Genomic DNA, 17,569 nt, shown 5'->3' with positions numbered 1-17,569 from the left:
GTCACTCGCTCACTGTGGCGTCGGCGAGGTCGATCTCGCCGCGCTTGGACCAGGCCACACCCTCGAGCCCGGCCTTGGTGGCGAACTGGTGCTCGTAGTTGACGAGGCCGATGACGAAGGCGCCCTCGAGCAGGTCCCCGTTCAGGGCGCCGTAGGCCTTCTCGGCGTCCGAGGAGAGACCGTCGGACACCTTCCAGGCGGCCTCGGCGTGCTTCTGGTAGTCGGCATCGACGTAGTTGGAGGCGTTCCGCTCGGAGTTGAACGGATAGGCGCTCACCGTCAACGTCGAGGGCACGTACTGCGCGAAGGCGTGGATGTTGAGCCAGAGGCCCTTGTAGCTGCCCTCCAGCAGCGCCTTGCCGGACGTCGCGATGTCCAGGGGCTCGATCTTGGTCTCGATGCCGATCTCGGCAAGGTTGTCCTGGATGATCAGCGCGATCTGCTCGAAGACCCCGCTGCCGGCTCCGAAGCTGATGACGATCGGCGGCACGTCGCCGACCGCCTCGACGAGCTTGCGGGCGGCGTCGAGATCACCGGTGTAGGTCTGGTTTGCCTGGTCGTCGTGCGCCGGGGAGTAGTCGGGCCAGGGCAGGTTGTCGGTGTCGCCGTGACCGCGGTAGACCTCCTCGAGGATGCGGTCGCGGTCGATCGCTTGGGCGATGGCCTGTCGGACCCTGACGTCGTCGAGCCCCGGCGCCTTGACGTTGGCGCCGAGGTAGAGGGTGCGCTCCACACCGTCGAGGTCGAGGACCTGGAAGGCAGCGTCGTCCTCGAACGCCTCCACGTCGCGGCTCGTCGGGGTGAGCAGGACGTCGACCTGGCCGGACCGAAGCTGGGCGGACTGCGTCTGCGGGTCGGGGACGACGACGAGCTCGACGGTGTCGAGGTTGGGGCGGCCGTCCCAGTAGTCGTCGTTCGCCTCGAAGGTGATCTTGGAGTTGGGGGTCCAGCCCGTGAACCTGAAGGGGCCGGTGCCGATGTAGGACTTGCCTGTGCCGAACTCCGCCAGGGACTCCGCGTCGATGATCGGGACGATGTCGAGGAGGTCGAGGATGTTGCCGACAGGGTGCGCGAGGGTGAGCACGACCGCGTGCTCGTCGCTCGTGTCGTAGTCGGTGATCACGGCGGCGGTGCGCCCGAGCTGGCCGGCCCGCGTGGGGTCGGTGTAGGCCTTGAGGCTGGCCTCGACGTCCTTGGAGGTGAAGGGGCGTCCGCTGTGGAAGGTCACGTCGTCGCGCAGCTGGAGGGAGACCGTCCGGCCGTCCTTCGAGATCTCCCACTCGGTGGCAAGGCGGGGCTGGGGCTCCAGGGAGTCTCCGGGGTAGTCGATCAGGGACTCGTAGACCAGGCCGGAGATGGTGTTCTGGCTGTCCATCCCCTGGTAGAAGGTGGTCGGCTGGTGATCGACGCCCGTCACCAGGGTGACCGAGCCGCCCTTCTGGGGGTCGCCACCGGTGCCACCGGAGGCCTCGTCCACCGCGGAGCTGCAGCCTGTCGCGAGCGACAGGAGCACGGCCGCGGTGGCGAGTGCAGGACCGCGGTGCAGACGGGAGTTCGATGGCATGGGGGATTTCCTCTCGGGTGGTGCTCGGTGATCCGGTCGGTGGGGGAATGCGGGGTGCGGTCAGCTGGGTGAGGCGCCCGGCAACGAGCGCGCTGGCAGCCGGCTGGGTCACCCGGACATGCGCCGGGCGAGTTCGGGCTGGGCTGCCGGGTGCCTTCGCGGCACCGCGTCGAGGGGGTCTCGCAGCACCGCCTCCATGGCGGCGGCGCAGGCGGAGGCGGCTTGGACCCCGCCGTCGAACCTTGCGATGGCGAGGGGCATCGGGGGCAAGGTCGTGGCAGCCTCGAAGGCAGCGGTGAGCTCGCGGTGGGCGGTCTCGCCCGAGCTGAAGGCCTCACCCACCAGGACGACGCGCTCAGGGTCGACGATGTCGCGCACGGCGGCGACGGCGCGGCCGAGCACCTGGGCGCGAGTGCGCAGCATCGCCACCGCCCGTGGGTCGCCGGCCGCGCCGAGCTCGTGCAGGCTCTCGATCCGCGGTGCGGCGACCCAGCCGTGGTGATGGGCACGGGCCGCCAGGTCCGCGTCACTGGCGACGACCTGGAGACACCCGGTGCGGCCGCAGGCGCACTCGACGGACTCGCCGGTGGGCAGGTGATCCAGGCTGTTGACCCCCGGGACGACGACCTGGTCGTCGAGGTCGTGGGCCACGGCGTAGGAGACGGTGTCCCGGGCATAGACGTAGGCCGTCGAGACGCCCTGGGCGGCGGGGTCGCGCAGGCCGGCCGCTGCGACGCCCACCAGGTGCTCGGTCACGACGACGTCGAGCCCCAGCTCCTCCTCCAGCAGCAGCTTCACCTCGGTGCGAGTGATTCCGAGTCCCGACCATGACGCGACGGCGCCGACCCCCACCGGGGTGCGGAAGCGCAGCGAGCGCAGCTGGCCGGCCACGGCCTCGGCGGCTCTGCACAGGTCCGTCTCCAGCGAGTCGCCCCGGGCCAGGATGGCGCGTCGCAGGCACCGGCCGTCGAGCGTGGTGCAGGCGACCGTCAGGACGTGGCGTCCTACGTGCACCCCGACGAGCGTGTAGGACTCCTGGTCGAGCCCCACCGGGATGCCGGGACGCCCCGTCGCTCCGGGCACAGCCAGGTCGTGGCGTTCGCGAACGAGTCCGGTCTCGAGGAGGGCGGTGAGCGCACGAGACACGCTGGCGGCACTACAGCCGGTGGCGGCGGCCAGCCGCTCGCGCGTGGTGGGACCGCCACTGTGCAGACGCTCCAGGACGCGGGAGACGACGGGCCCACGCCGGCCGTGCGCCAGCACGACGAACGGGCTCCGACCCATCCCGCCTCACCCCCCACTTCCGCCTGATCTACATATTGTCACGTAATTTAGTAAAGATTGCGGACAAAGTATGGCCCTCCAGGGGCGCTACCTCAAGTGGGTGCGCGAGTTCCGTCCAGCGTGGAAGAAAGGCATGCCCGTCACTCGGGGAAAGAGGTCGATGGATCGAAGCTCGATGGCCGCCGACCCGGCACCATGTGATCTGCGCCATTGCCAATCTGTGAGTTTCGCTCACGCGCTGGCCGCAACGCGGTCTTTCGTGGGATCCCCTCCCCACTACCGTTCAGTAGTGATAGGCAGGGAGTGACGTGCATCAGAGGGTCAGCGATAATTCGACGGAAGGCTGAACATTCTCGGGATTCAGCGGGGGGATTCCATGACATATGCACCACCACAGGTCGCCACGAAAGAGGCGACCGGAGACGGTCTTATGCGGCCGCCGCATTCCCAGACCCGGCCGAACCGTTGGAGGGCGCGAAACCAGAGCCAGCTCATTCGAGCCATTCCATATCTGGTCTTCGTGGTGGACGCGCTAATCCTCACGATGACACTCGTCTCCGCGGCCTACCTGCGCGACCGGGTCGAGTGGGGTCTCGATAGTGACATCACCGGCGACGTCCGCTGGCTCGCACCGGTGATAGCTCTCGGGTGGCTGGGCGGCATCTTCTTCCTCGGTGGCTATCGTCCGGAGGTCTTCGACGCCGGCCTCGAGGAATACAAGCGTGTCTCCCGCGGCACGCTGATCGCCGCGGCGGTCGTCGGCATCGGGTGCTACCTCTTCAAGTACGACCTGTCGCGGGGCTTCTTCGTGCTCGCGTTCTCCTCCGGAACCGTGATGCTGCTCCTGGGCCGATATGGGTTGCGGCATGCGGCGTATGCGCTCAGGAAGCGCGGGCACCTGCTGCACAAGGTTGTCATCGCAGGCTCGCGCTCTCACGCCGACGAGCTTGCGACCAACCTCGCCCGCGAGCGGCGACTCGGCTACCAGGTGATCGGTGCGGTCACACCGGCCTATGACATGAATGAGCTCACCCCCAACGGCCTCACGGTCTTCGGCGACATCGAGGACCTGGCTCGGATCGCCATCGAGTCCGGCTCCGACGTGGTCTTCATCGCCGGCGGAGCCTTCGGCGCGTCGAGTCAGCTCAAGGAGCTCGCCTGGGCCCTGGAGAACCACGACATCCAGCTCGTGGTGGCGCCGAGCCTCACTGACGTCTCGGGGGATCGGGTGCGTTTCCGTCCCGTAGCTGGCCTGCCGCTCATCCACGTCGACGGGCCGCGCGGTCACCTCGCCACCCGAGGAGGCAAGCGGGCCTTCGATCTTCTGGGCTCGCTCATCTTGATTGTGACGCTGAGTCCCGTTCTGATGCTCGCCGCGCTCCGGGTCAAGCTGCACGATGGCGGTCCGATCTTCTTCGCGCAGACACGCATCGGTAAAGACGGCACACCCTTCCCGTGCCTGAAGTTCCGCACGATGGTCGTGGACGCCGAATCACGCGTGGAGAACCTGCAGCAGGAGCAGGGCTCACAGGCCCTGCTCTTCAAGATGAAGGACGACCCACGCATCACCAGGCCCGGCAGATGGCTGCGCCGCTTCTCGGTCGACGAGGTGCCCCAGCTCTTCAACGTACTGCGAGGCCACATGAGTCTGATCGGGCCGCGACCCCAAGTGCAGCGGGAGGTCGACCTCTACGAGGGTGCGATGATCCGCCGTCTCCGGGTCCGCCCGGGCATGACCGGACTCTGGCAGGTCTCGGGGCGCAGCGATCTCACTCCACAGGAGGCCATGCGGCTCGATCTCTACTACGTGGACAACTGGTCGATGGTGCAGGACTTGGCCATCCTGGCGCGCACCGTCAAGGCCGTCTTCGGGTCCAGCGGCGCCTACTGAACCACTGCTCGACTGCGCTGATCAGCGGTCGCCGAGGAGCCCGATCAGGTAGGCGCCGTACCCGCTCTTGCGCAGCGGCTCGGCGCGCTCCATCAGCTCCTCGTCGCTGAGCCACCCCATCCGCCAGGCGACCTCCTCGGGGGCGCCGACCTTGAAGCCCTGACGGCTCTCGATGGTGCGCACGAAGTTGGAGGCGTCGTTGAGGGAGTCGAAGGTGCCGGTGTCGAGCCACGCGGTGCCGCGGGGCAGCACCGAGACCTGGAGCCGACCCTCGTCGAGGTAGCGGCGGTTCAAGTCGGTGATCTCCAGCTCGCCGCGCGGCGAGGGCTTCAGCTCCTTGGCGTAGCCGACCACGTCGTTGTCGTAGAAGTAGAGCCCGGGCACCGCATAGGAGCTCTTCGGCTCGGCCGGCTTCTCCTCCAGGGAGATGGCCCGGCCCTGGTCGTCGAACTCGACCACGCCGTAGGCGGTGGGGTCGGCGACGTGATAGCCGAAGACCGCGGCGCCCTTGATGTCGGCGAACTCGGAGAGCTGGTTGCCCACCCCGGTGCCGTAGAAGATGTTGTCGCCGAGCACGAGGCCGGCGGTGTCGGAGCCGATGTGCTTCTCACCGATCAGGAACGCCTGGGCCAGCCCGTCGGGGCTGGCCTGCACCGCGAAGCTGATGTTGATGCCGAACTGAGAGCCGTCGCCGAGCAGCCGCTCGAACGCCGCGGCCTCGTGCGGGGTGGTGATCACCAGCACGTCGCGGATGCCCGCCAGCATCAGCGTGGTGAGCGGGTAGTAGATCATCGGCTTGTCGTAGACCGGCACCAACTGCTTGCTGATGCCCTGGGTGATCGGGTGCAGTCGCGAGCCGGTCCCGCCGGCCAGGATGATTCCACGCATGCGGCCCACCCTAGGGCTTCCGTCCCGTCCCTCTAGACTCCACGTCCATGACGCGTCTACTCGTGACCGGCGGGGCCGGCTTCATCGGCTCCAACTTCGTCCACTACCTGATGGAGCACACTGACGCGACGGTCACGGTGCTGGACAAGCTGACCTACGCCGCCAGCCGCGAGGCGCTGGAGGGGCTCCCGGCAGACCGGGTCGAGCTGGTCGTGGGCGACATCGCCGACGCGAGCGTCGTCGACCCGCTGGTCGCCTCCCACGACGCGGTGGTCCACTACGCGGCCGAGTCGCACAACGACAACTCGCTGCACGACCCGAGCCCGTTCATCCAGACCAACATCATCGGGACGTTCACGATCCTCGAGGCGGTGCGCAAGCACGGCGTCCGGCTGCACCACATCTCCACCGACGAGGTCTACGGCGACCTCGAGCTGGACGACCCGAAGCGGTTCACCGAGGACACCGCCTACAACCCGAGCAGCCCCTACTCGGCGTCCAAGGCCGCCTCCGACCACCTGGTCCGCGCCTGGGTGCGCAGCTTCGGGGTGCAGGCCACGCTGTCCAACTGCTCCAACAACTACGGCCCGTGGCAGCACATCGAGAAGTTCATCCCGCGCCAGATCACCGAGGTGATCGACGGCCGCCGTCCCAAGCTCTACGGGTCGGGCGAGAACGTCCGCGACTGGATCCACGCCGACGACCACTCCTCGGCCGTCTGGACGATCCTCAACAAGGGCCGGATCGGGGAGACCTACCTGATCGGCGCCGACGGGGAGAAGAACAACCTCGAGGTCGTGCAGCTGATCCTCAAGCACTTCGGCCGCGCCGAGGACGACTTCGAGCACGTCAACGACCGCGCCGGCCACGACCTGCGCTACGCGATCGAGTCCGGCAAGCTGCGCACCGAGCTGGGCTGGGAGCCGAGGTTCCAGAACTTCGAGGACGGGCTGGGCCGCACCATCGAGTGGTACCAGGAGCACCAGGACTGGTGGCGCCCCGCCAAGGAGGCCACCGAGGCCGCCTACGCGGCGAAGGGGCAGTGACCGTCGTGGCCGACACTTCGCTCCCCTCCCTCGAGACCACCCCAATCCCGGGCCTGGTCGTCGTCCGGCTCGACCTGCGCGAGGACGCCCGCGGGTTCTTCAAGGAGAACTGGCAGCGGGAGAAGATGCTCGCCATCGGCCTGCCCGACTTCGGCCCGGTGCAGAACAACGTCTCCTTCAACTCCGACCGGGGCGTGACCCGCGGCATCCACACCGAGCCGTGGGACAAGTTCATCTCCCTGGCCACCGGCCGGATCTTCGGCGCCTGGGTCGACATGCGCGAGGGCGAGACCTTCGGCGCCACGTTCACCCTGGAGATGGACCCGTCGGTGGCGATCTTCGTCCCCCGCGGGGTCGGCAACAGCTACCAGACGCTCGAGGACGACACCGCCTACACCTACCTGGTCAACCAGCACTGGCGTCCGGGCATCACCTATCCGGCCCTGGATCTCGCCGACCCGACGGTGGCGATCCCGTGGCCGATCCCGCTGGACGAGGCGATCATCTCCGAGAAGGACCAGAACAACCCCGCGCTCGACCCGAGCACCGCGATCGCGCGGCAGAAGACGCTGATCATCGGCGCGAAGGGCCAGCTGGGCCGGGCGCTCCAGGCCGACTTCCCCGACGCCGAGCTGGTCGACCTCGACGAGCTCGACGTGACCGACGCGGAGCAGGTTGCGGCCTGGCCCTGGCGCGACTACGACCTGGTGCTCAACGCTGCGGCCTACACCGCGGTCGACGCCGCGGAGACCCCCGAGGGCCGAGTGACCGCCTGGGCTGCCAACGCCTCGGCCCCGGCCACCCTGGCCGCGCTGGCCCGCGAGCACGGCTTCACGCTCGTGCACTACTCCTCGGAGTACGTCTTCGACGGCACCGCGCCGCTCGAGCCCGGCCACACCGAGGACGAGCCCCTCTCCCCGCTGGGGGTCTACGCCCAGTCCAAGGCGGCGGGCGACCTCGCCGTGGGCCTGGCCCCGAAGCACTACCTGCTGCGCACGTCGTGGGTGATCGGCGAGGGCAACAACTTCGTCCGGACGATGCGCTCGCTCGCCGAGCGCGGCATCTCCCCGGGCGTGGTCGACGACCAGATCGGCCGGCTCACCTTCACCACCGAGCTCTCCCGGGCCACCAAGCACCTGCTGGAGACCGGCGCCGACTTCGGCACCTACAACCTCTCCAACGCCGGCCCGGCGCGCTCGTGGTGCGAGATCGCCCGCGACGTCTTCGAGCTCAGCGGCCGCAGCCGCGACGACGTCTCGGCGGTCACCACCGAGGAGTACTACGCCGGCAAGGAGGGCATCGCTCCCCGTCCGCTGCACAGCGCCATGGACCTGACGAAGATCAGGGCCACCGGGTTCGAGCCGGAGGACGCCGCTGAGGCGCTCCGCCGCTACCTCGCGGGCTGAGGGAAGAGACCGCCGCGCTCAGGCGTCGGCGGTCTCCGACTCGGACTCCTGGCGGCCGTAGTCGTCCTCGAGGCGGCAGATGTCGTCCTCGCCGGTGTAGGCGCCGTGCTGAACCTCGATGATGATGAGCTCTTCGGCGTGCATGTTGGTGATGCGGTGTGCCGCCCCCTGGGCCACGTCGACGGACTCGCCGGGGCCGGCCACGATCGTCTCGCCGTCGACCACGCAGGTCGCGACGCCGAAGATCACGACCCAGTGCTCGGAGCGGTGCTCGTGGGTCTGGTAGGAGAGCCGCTGGCCTGGCAGCACGTGGATCCGCTTCACCTTGTAGCCCTGGCCGTTGTCGATGACGTGCCAGGAGCCCCAGGGGCGTTCCTCGGATGCCAGCATGTGTCTCTCCCCGTTCGTTCCGTCTGGTGTGTTGCCGGCCAACGGTAGCGTGACGGGGGTCGCACGCCCGCGCCTGGTCAGCGCCTGGTCACGCTCTGGAGCGCGGGCCGCACGTCGGCGAGGTAGACGAAGGCCGCGATGGTGAAGGCGATGTTGATCAGTCCGAGCACCCCCGGCAGCACCAGCGCGGCGACGAAGCCCAGGCCCAGGATCAGGCACCAGGTCACCTTGGTCAGCTTGCCGGCCGCCTCGTAGGCCTCCGCGGAGAACATCAGCGACGTGACGAAGGCGAACCCCTTCACCAGCAGCAGGCCGAGGAAGACGACCAGCATGAGGCCGCCCTGAAACGCGAAGAAGTCCACAGGGTCAGGATACGTGCTGACGCACGGGAGCCCCGGGCGCGTCCGCGCCCGGGGCTCCCGTGTCGTGCCGCGTGGTCAGAAGAGCATCAGCTGCGCCTCGTGACCGTTCCTTCAGTCGCCGACCTTCTTGGCGGCGTCGGTGACGGCGTTGGTCGCCGCGGCTGCGGTCTGAGCCGCGGTGGTGGCGGTGGCCTTGGCCGACGACTTGGTGGTGGAGGCCTTCTTCTTGGCCGGGGTCGACTTGACCGCCTTCTTGGCGGTGCTCTTCGCCGCGGAGCCGGTCTTCTTGGCCTGCGTCGTCGTGGTCTTGGCCTTGGCGCTGGTCGACTTGGCCTGCTTCACGGTCGCCTGGGTGGACTGCTGGCGGCGGATCCGGCCGACGAGCACCTCCCCGCGCTTGACCAGCTCGGCGTAGGTCTCGGTGGCGGTGTCGACGTTCTCGTCGAGGAGGGCCTGCACCTTGGCGGGGTAGGTCTTGGCGTCGGCCTGCAGCTCGGAGACGCGCGCCTCGATGCGGGCGCGCAGGGCGTTGAGGTCGAGGTCGAGGCTGGTGACGTCCTTCTGCACCTTCGCGACGCGAGCCTGCACGTCGGCGACGTAGTCACGCACCTTCTCGACCGCGAGGTCGTTGACGCCGACCCCGGCGTAGAAGACCTTCGCGGCCCCGGTCCTGACGTCGAACTTGGTCGTGGTCTTGGCCATGATCGTTCACTCCCTTTCGGTGGATGGAGCCTCGGCGGTCGGAGTCTCCGGCGGTCGAGCTGAGCCCTCCCCGGCGTTGAGCGCCAGGAAGGAGGTGTAGACGTCGAGCAGCGACTGCTTCTGCCGCTCGGTGAGCCTGGGATCGCCCAGGATGGCGGTCTCGGTGGCGCCTTCGTGACCCTCGCGCGGGTCGAGGATCCCTGCCTGCACGTAGAGCTGTTCGGACGAGATGCGCAGTGCCTTCGCGATCTGCTGGAGCACGTCGGCCGAGGGTTTGCGCAGACCACGCTCGATCTGGCTGAGATAGGGGTTGGAGACGCCCGCCAGGTCAGCGAGCTGACGGAGCGACAGCTTGGATGCGAGCCGCTGCTCCCTGAGGTACTCCCCCAGCTCCCCTATCTTCCCCTTGGCCACACCCTCATCGTGCTAGCAATAGTTAGCAGTTGCAAGCACGGCGGGAGTGAGTCACGACACTCACAAATTTGGTATGCCGGTGGGCAGACAGGCGCGGACCTCGCCGACCACCCGCCCGCCGCCGAGCAACTCGGCTCTCCCGGTCGCCCGGACGGCCTCGCCGTCCACGCCCGACTCGCCCAGCACCCCCGAGCGGGCAAGCGCCGCCGCCATCACCACCGGCCGCGCGCGGGCGCCCCCGTCGTCGATCTTGAGCGCGAACGCGCGCCCGTCGGGCAGGGCCACCGCGTAGCAGGCCTCGGCGCCGGCCTTCCCGATCGCGCCCGGGATAGCGGTGAGCAGTGTCGCCTCGTCGCGGGTGGTGCCGGAGACGTAGGTCGGGTGGGACCTGATCGCCTCCGCGACCCGGTGCTCGGGTCCGGAGTCGGCGACGGCCAGCGCCCGGAACGCTCGGGCCAGGCCGGTCAACGAGGTGGAGAGCAGCGGCGCCCCGCACCCGTCGACCGCGACGACCTCGACCGGCTCGCCCGTCAGCTCCGCGAACGTCTCGGCGATGGCGCGCTGCAGCGGGTGCTCGGGAGCGAGGTAGGTCGCGGTGTCCCACCCGCGCAGCACGCAGGTCGCGAGCATCGCGGCATGCTTGCCCGAGCAGTTCATCAGCACCGGTGCCGGCTCGGCGCCCTGGCGCAGGGCCGCCTCCTTCGTGGCGTCGTCCAACGGGAGGTCGGGCGGGGTCTGCAACGCGGTCTCGTCCAGCCCTGCACCGGCCAGGATGCGCCGCACCCCCTCGATCTGGAAGGGCTCCCCCGAGTGGGAGGCCGAGGCAAGCGCGAGCAGCTCGGGAGGCAGGTCGAGCCCGAGCCGCACCATGGCGAGCGCCTGGATCGGCTTGTTGCACGAGCGCGGCAGGATCTGGCCGGTCACGTCGCCGACCGACCACTCCGCCGAGCCGTCGGCGGCGAGGGCGACCACCGACCCGTGGTGGTGCCCCTCGACGAATCCGGAACGGACGACTTCGGCCACGAGGGCGGGGGTGGACATGTCGGTCAGGTTAACGACCGCGCCTTTGAGAGGATGTCGCGCGTGTCCGCCTCCTCGCCGCCCCAGCACTGCCCTACTCCCGCGGAGCTCGACGACCTCGAGCTCCTGGTCTCGGGGGCGTTCGCGCCCACCACGGGGTTCAACGAGCCGGGGAGTCCGATCACCCTGACGCTGCCCGCGGCGCTGCAGGACGCCGAGACCGTCGAGCTGGTCGACCCCGAGGGGCTGCCCCTCGCGCGGGTCTCCGGGACCACGGTGGAGCCGCTCACCCACGCCCAGTTCGGGCCGTTCCGCGACCACTACCTCTCCCCGGCGCAGGTGCGGGAGCGCTACGCCGGGCGCACCGTCGTCCCGGTCACCGACGCCCTGACCACCGCTCAGCTCGACGAGCTCGCGGGCCTCGGGCCGGTGCTGCTCCTCGCCCTGGCCGGCGCCGGCGCCCCGACCCTCTCCCCCGTCGCCCTGGTCCGCGCCAGCCTGGCCGCCGCCGCGCTGCTCCCGGACGCGGTCGTCGTGGTCGTTCCGTTCGCCTCGCACGGGGACGCCGACCTCGACCACGAGCTCGGCGTGCGGGTGGTGGACAACTACGCCCAGGGCGACCCGATCCACGGCCTGGCCGCTCCGTCGGACGACGACCACCCCGACGAGATCGCGGCGATCGTCGACTTCGACCGTCCCGAGCCCGGACGGCAGGGGCTCGTCCTCTTCTTCACCGGCCTCTCGGGCAGCGGCAAGTCGACGCTGGCCCGCGCGCTGACCGACCGCATCCTGGAGCAGGGCACCCGCACCGTCACCTCACTCGACGGTGACGTGGTGCGCCGCAACCTGTCGGCCGGGCTCACCTTCTCGAAGGAAGACCGCGAGACCAACATCCGCCGCATCGGCTGGGTGGCCGCCGAGATCGCCCGCCACGGTGGCGTCGCCGTCTGCAGCCCGATCGCCCCCTTCGACTCCACCCGGCAGCAGGTGCGCGAGATGGTCGAGGAGGCCGGCGGGGAGTTCTTCCTCATCCACGTCGCCACGCCCCTGGAGGAGTGCGAGCGGCGGGACCGCAAGGGCCTCTACGCCAAGGCGCGCCGCGGCGAGATCCCGGAGTTCACCGGCATCTCCTCCCCCTACGAGGAGCCGGAGGATGCCGCCGTCCGGGTGGACACCACCGGCCGGACCATCGACGACGCGCTCGACGACGTGCTCCGCGGGCTCGCCGCCTCCGGTCACCTCGTGCTGAGCGACGGCCCGTTGCCCGGCGCGGCGGTGGTCACCCCCGCCGAGGAGCCGCTGAAGGTGCTCTTCGTCTGCACCGCCAACATCTGCCGGTCGGCGTACGCCGAGGTCACCTCCCGGCGGCTCGTCGCCGGCCGCACCGGCGTCGAGTTCGCCAGCGCCGGTACGCACGGGCACGACAGGGAGCCGCTCGACGCCGAGATGGCCGCCGTCCTCGCCGAGGGCACCGCCCACGACACCTTCGCCAGCCGTCCGCTCTCCCGCGACCTGGTCGCCGACGCCGACCTCATCCTGACTGCCGAGAGCACCCACCGGGGCTTCGTGCTCGAGGAGCACCCGGAGGCCTTCCGCAAGGTCTTCACCCTGGGCCAGTTCGCCGAGGCCGCCGCCGCCAGCGACCTACGCGGCCGGGCGCTCATCGAGGAGCTGGGTCGACGGCGCAGCGCCCCGGACGCCGCGCTCGACATCCCCGACCCCTACCGTCGCGGCGCCGACGCGGCCCGCGCCTGCGCCGACCTCATCGACCGCCACCTCGGCGTGGTCATCCCAGCGCTGACCGAGGTGAAGGACTCCTGATGGACTGGCTCAGCGGAGACGTCCTCACCGGGGCCTTCTTCTCGATCCTGGCGGCCGGCTTCATCGTCGGGACCGTCGTCGGCCTGACCGGGATGGGCGGCGGGGCGCTGATGACCCCTGCCCTCATCTTCCTGGGCGTCGGGGAGACCGCGACGGTCGTCACCGCCGACCTCACCGCGGCCGCGGTCTACAAGACCGGTGGCGCGATCGTGCACAAGCGCGAGGGCTCCCCCAACATGCGGCTGGCGATGTGGCTGGTGATCGGCTCGGTGCCCACCGCCTTGCTGGGGCCCTACCTGGTCTCGTGGTTCACCGACAGCCCCGAGCAGCTCGACCGGACGCTCAAGCTCTGCATCGGCTTCGCGCTGCTGCTGGCGGCGCTCACCTACGCGCTGCGTCTCTACATCAACCTGCTCCGCGTGCGCGCCGGCAACCACGTGGTCGACGACAACCCGGTGATCCGCCCGCTGCCCACCCTGCTGGTCGGCATGGCCGGGGGCCTGCTCGTGGGGGTCACCAGCGTGGGCTCTGGGTCGGTCATCATGATCTCGCTGCTCATGCTCTATCCCGGACTGTCGGCGGTGAAGCTGGTCGGCACCGACCTGGTGCAGGCGGTGCCGCTGGTGCTGGCGGCCGCCATCTCCAACATCGCCATCCACGGGCTCGACTGGGGCATCCTGATCCCGCTGGTCCTCGGCTCGGTGCCCGGCACCATCCTCGGCAGCAAGCTGGCGCCGCGGGTGCCGCAGTCGCTGATCCGCCGCGCCATCGTGGTGGTGCTGACCATGTCGGGCGTCGCGCTGCTCGACAAGGCGGGCTGGGCGCCCCTGGGGGCCGGCGAGGACGAGACCTCACCGATGCTGGTCGCCGCGGCCGGGCTGGTCATGGTGGTGCTGGTGCCGCTGGTGTGGGGCCTCATCCGCAGGACCACGGGGTTGCCGATGTTCGGCTCGCCGACGGTGGCTCAGCTGGAGGACCCGTCGTACCGTCCCGGCCTGGTTGGCATGAAAAAGGACCCCGGCCGTTAGGCTGTGCGCTCAGGTCGGCTGACACTAAGGGGAAGTGTGGAACTCCGCGACTACTGGCGCATCGTCCAACGCCGCTGGATGTTCATCCTCGGAACCGTGGCCGTCTGTCTGGGGGTCGCCGCTCTCCTGACGCTCAACGCGACCCCGCAGTATTCCTCGAGTGCCCGACTCTTCGTCTCCACCAGCCAGTCGGACACCTCCCAGGCCTACCAGGGCAACCTCTTCGCCACCCAGCGGGTCGCCTCCTACGCCGATCTGGTCGGTGGTCGGGAGCTCGCCGAGGTCGTGGGGCAGCGCCTCGACCTGGACGAGGACGAGATCAGTGGGCTCCCCGACCGGGTGAGCGCGGGCGTGGTGCCCGAGACCGTCATTCTCTCCATCACCGCCACGGACCCTGATCCTCGCGCGGCGCAGAACCTGGCTCAGGCCTATGTGGAAGAGCTCCAGGACCTCATCCGGGAGCTGGAGACACCTTCCGGCGAGGACATGGCAGCTCCCATCAAGGCGACGGTGGTGGACGACGCCTCGTTCGACGACACCCCCGTCTCTCCGCAGCCGCTCCGCAACTACGGCCTCGCCGGCGTCCTCGGCCTCCTCCTCGGGCTCGGGATCGCCGTGCTCCGCGAGGTGCTCGACAACACCGTGAAGACGAGCGAGCAGGCCACCGCCGCGGGCAACGCGCCGGTCCTCGGCTCCATCACCTTCGACAGTGCCGCACCTAAGCGGCCCTTGATCACCTCGCTCGAGCCGCACGCGCCTCGGGTGGAGGCCTTCCGGGTGCTGCGGACCAACATGCAGTTCGTCGACGTCGACCAGGACGGCGGGCGCGTCTATGTGGTCTCCAGCTCCGTGCCGGGCGAGGGGAAGACCACCACCTCGGCGAACCTGGCCCTGGCCATGGGACAGACCGGCTCCAAGGTCGTGGTGGTGGAGGCGGATCTCCGCCGCCCGCGCCTCGCGTGGGCCCTTGGCCTGGACAACACGATCGGGCTGACCACCGCCCTGGTCGGCAAGGTCTCGCTTGACGACGCCCTCCAGGAGCACGAGTCGGGCATCACCGTCCTCCCCAGCGGCGCGATTCCCCCGAACCCGTCGGAGCTCCTCCAGTCGCACGCGATGGCGGAGCTGCTGGCGTCCCTGCGCTCCCGCTTCGATCTGGTGATCCTGGACGCGCCGCCCCTGCTCCCCGTCACGGACGCGGCGCTGATCGCCGCGCAGGCGGACGGCGCGCTCCTGGTGGCTCGGCACGGCAAGACCACCAAGGACCAGCTGGCCCACGCGGTCGAGCGCCTGGACGCTGTCGGTGCCCGGACCGTGGGCCTGGTGCTCAACATGGTCCCGCGGCGCAAGGGCCTGGGGAGCTACGGCTACGGGTATGGCTACGGCTACGCACCCGACGTCGAGGTGCAGCCCAAGCAGGGACGGAAGACCGCCAAGGCTTCCGCCTGACGAAGGCTTCCGCCCCGGCTCAGCAGGCCGAGTCGAAGGCGGTGTCGGCGTCTCCGGAGACGATGCTCGGCGTCACTCCCACGACCCCGCCTCCCGTCTGTCCGTCACCCGTGGACATCCGCCAGGTGACGTCGACGTTGTCGGTCGGGGTGAGGAGGGCGACCAACGACGCCACCGGACGCCCGTTGAGCTCGACCGTCTCCACGTCGACCGGCTCCCCGTCGAACTTGACGTCCGAGATCTCGCCACCGACGGGCCCATAGATCCGCGTCAGCACAAGCTGGGACCCGGGGTCGGTGCCGTAGATCCCCCCGCCCGAGATGTAGGCGGGAAGGTCCTCCACCTCGGCCCGCGAGATCGTGGACCCGAGTCGCAGCGACCCGGCGAGCCGCTGGCGGCCCCCAGCACAGGACTCCGCGCGGACCTTCACACCGTGGCGCAGGTAGTAGGACATCTTGGAGCCGGTGGCGTCGTCCAGGGTCACGTCGACGAACGGGGTCTCCGACTGCTCGGACTCCAGCTCGCCAGCCACGGCAGTCCCGGCCAGCTTCTCCTGATCGACTGCCACGAACGAGTGCATGAGGAAACGCCCCTCGCGGCCCGCCCGACCGAACCCGGCCGCCAGGTCCATCGGCGACTCGGGCTCCCCCGTGACCGCGTCGAAGATCGCAACCGCCATCGTCTGGAACCGTGCGTCCTGGGCGGTTGGGTCCTCCAGGTCTCGGTAGGTCTGGTGGAGCAGCTGGTCGACGGCGTTGTCCGCATCGATGGTCACCCCGGCTGCGGAGACGGGTCCCGTCCCCTTGAGCAGGTAGGAGAGCGCGACGGTGTCGAGGCTGAGGACGCCGTCGAGCTCGATGTCGCGGCCGTCCTCGAAGTGCGCGCGCCACAGGTCGGCAGCGCGCGGGAAGTGCGGGGTGAAGTTGGCGTCGTGCCAGTAGGTGCCGAGCTGCACGTCGTAGATCTCCCGCTCCGCCGGGGTGATCGGCAGCACGGGAGCGGCCCGTTCGGGGAAGTCGGAGGTGGAGCCCTGCTCGACCATGGCGATGCGACCACCATCGGTCCGCAGATGTGCCCAGGCACCCGGCAGGCCTCCGCCGGCGCGGATCTCGGCGTTGTTCTGGAAGACCACCAAGTAGTCCCGCGAGCCTGACCCGCCGAGCATGCCCGGCAGGAGCTCGGTCGCGGTGGTCGCGGCACCGAACCCGCGGTCTGCACTTGTCACCAGTTCGGCGTACTCCTCGAAGGGATCACGCAGCGCCGAGACGAAACCGTCGCTGTCGATGCCGGAGACGTCGTCTGCCGCGTCCGCGAGGGCGGTAGCCGCCTCCTGGACCGGGGCCCCGAGCGCGCTCACTGCCGACAGGCTCACCCCGTTGCCGCCGCTCACCTCCCGCAAGAGCTCCGAGGTCTTGAGGAGGGGAGGCACTGCATCAACCGCGAGGGTCTCGAGCGAACGCGCCAACGCACGCACACCGCGTGCGTCGTCGCCGACGACCGGAAGATATCCAGCGACACTCCAGACGACACCGTCGGCTCGCCTCCGGGCCGCGGAGCTCGACTCCTCGAGGTCGCTCGCAGCTGACTCAGCGTCCTCGCGGTCGTCAGCCTGGATCGCGGCCTGCAGCCCGCGCGCGTCACCTTCGGCCGCCTCGAGGTCCCCCTTGAGCTGCCACCCGACCCAGGCGGCGTACCCCACGGTCAGCAGGAGCACGACAAGGAGCAGTCCCAGGGCACGGCGCAGGGTGAACACTCACAGTTCCTTCATCGGTGGTTGGTGAAGTGGGCTCAGCGTAGACAGAAGGCCCCGCCTCCCGAGGGAGACGAGGCCTTCTGGGTCGCTCGTGAGGAGCGATCGATCAGCGGGCGCCGACCTTGAAGTTCACGGTCTCGCGCGAGTTCTTGAACACCGAGTTCTTGGCGGACTTGAACTTGACGGCGACCTTGTAGTTGCCGCGCGGGAGCTTGCCGATGCCGAAGTTGCCCGAGCCGGAGTACTTGCGGGTGACCGTCTTGACCTTCTTGCCGTTGGGCTTGCGGACCACGAAGGTGATCTTGCCCTTGGCCTTGGCGTTGCCGACAGTCGCGATGTTGATCTTGAACCGCACCGGCTTGCCGGGGGTGATCACGTTGGGGACCTTGGGCTTCACGACGGTCTCGACGCTGGGCGGGTAGGGCGCGGCGGTGGCGGTGGTCGCGGCGCCGACAAGGCCGGCGGCGGTCAGGAGGCCAGCGGTTGCGGCACCGGCGATGAGCTTCTTCATGTGTACGTCCCCCATGTGAAAGGCGTCAGAGTTTATTGAT

The 17,569-nt window shown here is 69.5% G+C and carries 16 protein-coding genes; 6 read left to right on the top strand and 10 right to left on the bottom strand.

From position 1 onward, the window contains the following. Nucleotide 1: 1 nt before the first annotated feature. Both AC4BGE_RS12455 and AC4BGE_RS12450 read right to left on the bottom strand, forming a co-directional pair. A complete protein-coding gene (locus tag AC4BGE_RS12455) occupies nucleotides 2-1,564 on the bottom strand; it encodes an ABC transporter substrate-binding protein (RefSeq protein ID WP_490571265.1) in 1,563 nt (520 codons plus the stop codon). Between the two features lie 108 nt (nucleotides 1,565-1,672). After that, a complete protein-coding gene (locus AC4BGE_RS12450) occupies nucleotides 1,673-2,848 on the bottom strand; it encodes an ROK family protein (RefSeq protein WP_490575483.1) in 1,176 nt (391 codons plus the stop codon). Nucleotides 2,849-3,224: 376 nt separating this feature from the next. Here AC4BGE_RS12450 and AC4BGE_RS12445 point away from each other — a divergent pair, with 376 nt between their 5' ends. After that, a complete protein-coding gene (locus tag AC4BGE_RS12445; RefSeq protein ID WP_490575482.1) occupies nucleotides 3,225-4,739 on the top strand; it encodes a sugar transferase in 1,515 nt (504 codons plus the stop codon). A gap of 21 nt (nucleotides 4,740-4,760) precedes the next feature. Here the strand turns inward: AC4BGE_RS12445 and rfbA are convergent, their stop codons facing one another. After that, a complete protein-coding gene (rfbA, locus tag AC4BGE_RS12440) occupies nucleotides 4,761-5,627 on the bottom strand; it encodes a glucose-1-phosphate thymidylyltransferase RfbA (protein WP_490575481.1) in 867 nt (288 codons plus the stop codon). A gap of 47 nt (nucleotides 5,628-5,674) precedes the next feature. On the opposite strand from rfbA, the gene rfbB reads away from it, so the two are divergent. Beyond that, nucleotides 5,675-6,673, top strand: a complete 999-nt coding sequence (gene rfbB / locus AC4BGE_RS12435; RefSeq protein ID WP_490575480.1) for a dTDP-glucose 4,6-dehydratase — start codon at nucleotides 5,675-5,677, stop codon at nucleotides 6,671-6,673. A gap of 5 nt (nucleotides 6,674-6,678) precedes the next feature. Next, nucleotides 6,679-8,079, top strand: coding sequence for a sugar nucleotide-binding protein (locus AC4BGE_RS12430; protein ID WP_490575479.1), 1,401 nt, complete (start codon nucleotides 6,679-6,681; stop codon nucleotides 8,077-8,079). A gap of 18 nt (nucleotides 8,080-8,097) precedes the next feature. Here AC4BGE_RS12430 and AC4BGE_RS12425 read toward each other — a convergent pair whose 3' ends face one another. From AC4BGE_RS12425 to AC4BGE_RS12405, 5 genes are all read right to left on the bottom strand, one after another. After that, entirely contained in the window at nucleotides 8,098-8,469 is a 372-nt protein-coding gene (locus tag AC4BGE_RS12425; protein ID WP_490571271.1) for a phosphomannose isomerase type II C-terminal cupin domain, read from the bottom strand. A 77-nt stretch (nucleotides 8,470-8,546) separates the two neighbouring features. Next, nucleotides 8,547-8,831 carry a DUF2516 family protein gene (locus tag AC4BGE_RS12420; RefSeq protein WP_490575478.1) on the bottom strand — a complete coding sequence of 95 codons (285 nt, stop codon included), beginning with the start codon at nucleotides 8,829-8,831 and terminating at the stop codon, nucleotides 8,547-8,549. A 111-nt stretch (nucleotides 8,832-8,942) separates the two neighbouring features. Next, nucleotides 8,943-9,533 carry a hypothetical protein gene (locus AC4BGE_RS12415; RefSeq protein WP_489963999.1) on the bottom strand — a complete coding sequence of 197 codons (591 nt, stop codon included), beginning with the start codon at nucleotides 9,531-9,533 and terminating at the stop codon, nucleotides 8,943-8,945. 6 nt (nucleotides 9,534-9,539) lie between these two features. Continuing rightward, the gene (locus AC4BGE_RS12410; RefSeq protein ID WP_489964000.1) at nucleotides 9,540-9,947 is read right to left on the bottom strand and encodes a helix-turn-helix domain-containing protein; all 408 of its coding nucleotides are present in this window, start codon (nucleotides 9,945-9,947) and stop codon (nucleotides 9,540-9,542) included. 60 nt (nucleotides 9,948-10,007) lie between these two features. After that, nucleotides 10,008-10,988 (bottom strand): asparaginase, encoded by a 981-nt coding sequence (locus tag AC4BGE_RS12405; protein ID WP_490575477.1) that lies wholly within the window; start codon nucleotides 10,986-10,988, stop codon nucleotides 10,008-10,010. 42 nt (nucleotides 10,989-11,030) lie between these two features. Between AC4BGE_RS12405 and cysC the strand changes: the two genes are divergently transcribed. From cysC to AC4BGE_RS12390, 3 genes are read left to right on the top strand one after another with little or no spacing between them, the layout of a single operon-like run. Further along, complete coding sequence (gene cysC, locus AC4BGE_RS12400; RefSeq protein WP_490575476.1) at nucleotides 11,031-12,788, top strand: adenylyl-sulfate kinase; 1,758 nt, start codon at nucleotides 11,031-11,033, stop codon at nucleotides 12,786-12,788. Continuing rightward, a complete protein-coding gene (locus tag AC4BGE_RS12395; protein WP_490575475.1) occupies nucleotides 12,788-13,816 on the top strand; it encodes a sulfite exporter TauE/SafE family protein in 1,029 nt (342 codons plus the stop codon). Before cysC ends, AC4BGE_RS12395 begins: the two co-directional genes overlap by 1 nt. Nucleotides 13,817-13,819: 3 nt before the next feature. Continuing rightward, nucleotides 13,820-15,265, top strand: coding sequence for a tyrosine-protein kinase domain-containing protein (locus AC4BGE_RS12390; protein WP_490575474.1), 1,446 nt, complete (start codon nucleotides 13,820-13,822; stop codon nucleotides 15,263-15,265). Nucleotides 15,266-15,284: 19 nt separating this feature from the next. On the opposite strand, the gene AC4BGE_RS12385 is transcribed toward AC4BGE_RS12390, so the two are convergent. Together AC4BGE_RS12385 and AC4BGE_RS12380 are read right to left on the bottom strand one after the other, a co-directional pair. Further along, nucleotides 15,285-17,018 (bottom strand): DUF4012 domain-containing protein, encoded by a 1,734-nt coding sequence (locus AC4BGE_RS12385; protein ID WP_490575473.1) that lies wholly within the window; start codon nucleotides 17,016-17,018, stop codon nucleotides 15,285-15,287. Between the two features lie 106 nt (nucleotides 17,019-17,124). Continuing rightward, nucleotides 17,125-17,529, bottom strand: a complete 405-nt coding sequence (locus AC4BGE_RS12380) for a hypothetical protein (RefSeq protein WP_490575472.1) — start codon at nucleotides 17,527-17,529, stop codon at nucleotides 17,125-17,127. Between the last annotated feature and the right edge of the window lie 40 nt (nucleotides 17,530-17,569).

It is taken from the genome of Nocardioides sp. Z50_6 (genome assembly GCF_058215755.1).
Note: the sequence above shows the minus strand (reverse complement) of the source record. Positions and strands in the feature narration are given on the sequence as shown.

Coding starts and splice junctions, on each gene's coding strand:
- AC4BGE_RS12455 (WP_490571265.1), bottom strand. CDS start 1,564: ATGCCATCGAACTCCCGTCTGCACCGCGGTCCTGCACTCGCCACCGCG.
- AC4BGE_RS12450 (WP_490575483.1), bottom strand. CDS start 2,848: ATGGGTCGGAGCCCGTTCGTCGTGCTGGCGCACGGCCGGCGTGGGCCC.
- AC4BGE_RS12445 (WP_490575482.1), top strand. CDS start 3,225: ATGACATATGCACCACCACAGGTCGCCACGAAAGAGGCGACCGGAGAC.
- rfbA (WP_490575481.1), bottom strand. CDS start 5,627: ATGCGTGGAATCATCCTGGCCGGCGGGACCGGCTCGCGACTGCACCCG.
- rfbB (WP_490575480.1), top strand. CDS start 5,675: ATGACGCGTCTACTCGTGACCGGCGGGGCCGGCTTCATCGGCTCCAAC.
- AC4BGE_RS12425 (WP_490571271.1), bottom strand. CDS start 8,469: ATGCTGGCATCCGAGGAACGCCCCTGGGGCTCCTGGCACGTCATCGAC.
- AC4BGE_RS12415 (WP_489963999.1), bottom strand. CDS start 9,533: ATGGCCAAGACCACGACCAAGTTCGACGTCAGGACCGGGGCCGCGAAG.
- AC4BGE_RS12405 (WP_490575477.1), bottom strand. CDS start 10,988: ATGTCCACCCCCGCCCTCGTGGCCGAAGTCGTCCGTTCCGGATTCGTC.
- AC4BGE_RS12395 (WP_490575475.1), top strand. CDS start 12,788: ATGGACTGGCTCAGCGGAGACGTCCTCACCGGGGCCTTCTTCTCGATC.
- AC4BGE_RS12380 (WP_490575472.1), bottom strand. CDS start 17,529: ATGAAGAAGCTCATCGCCGGTGCCGCAACCGCTGGCCTCCTGACCGCC.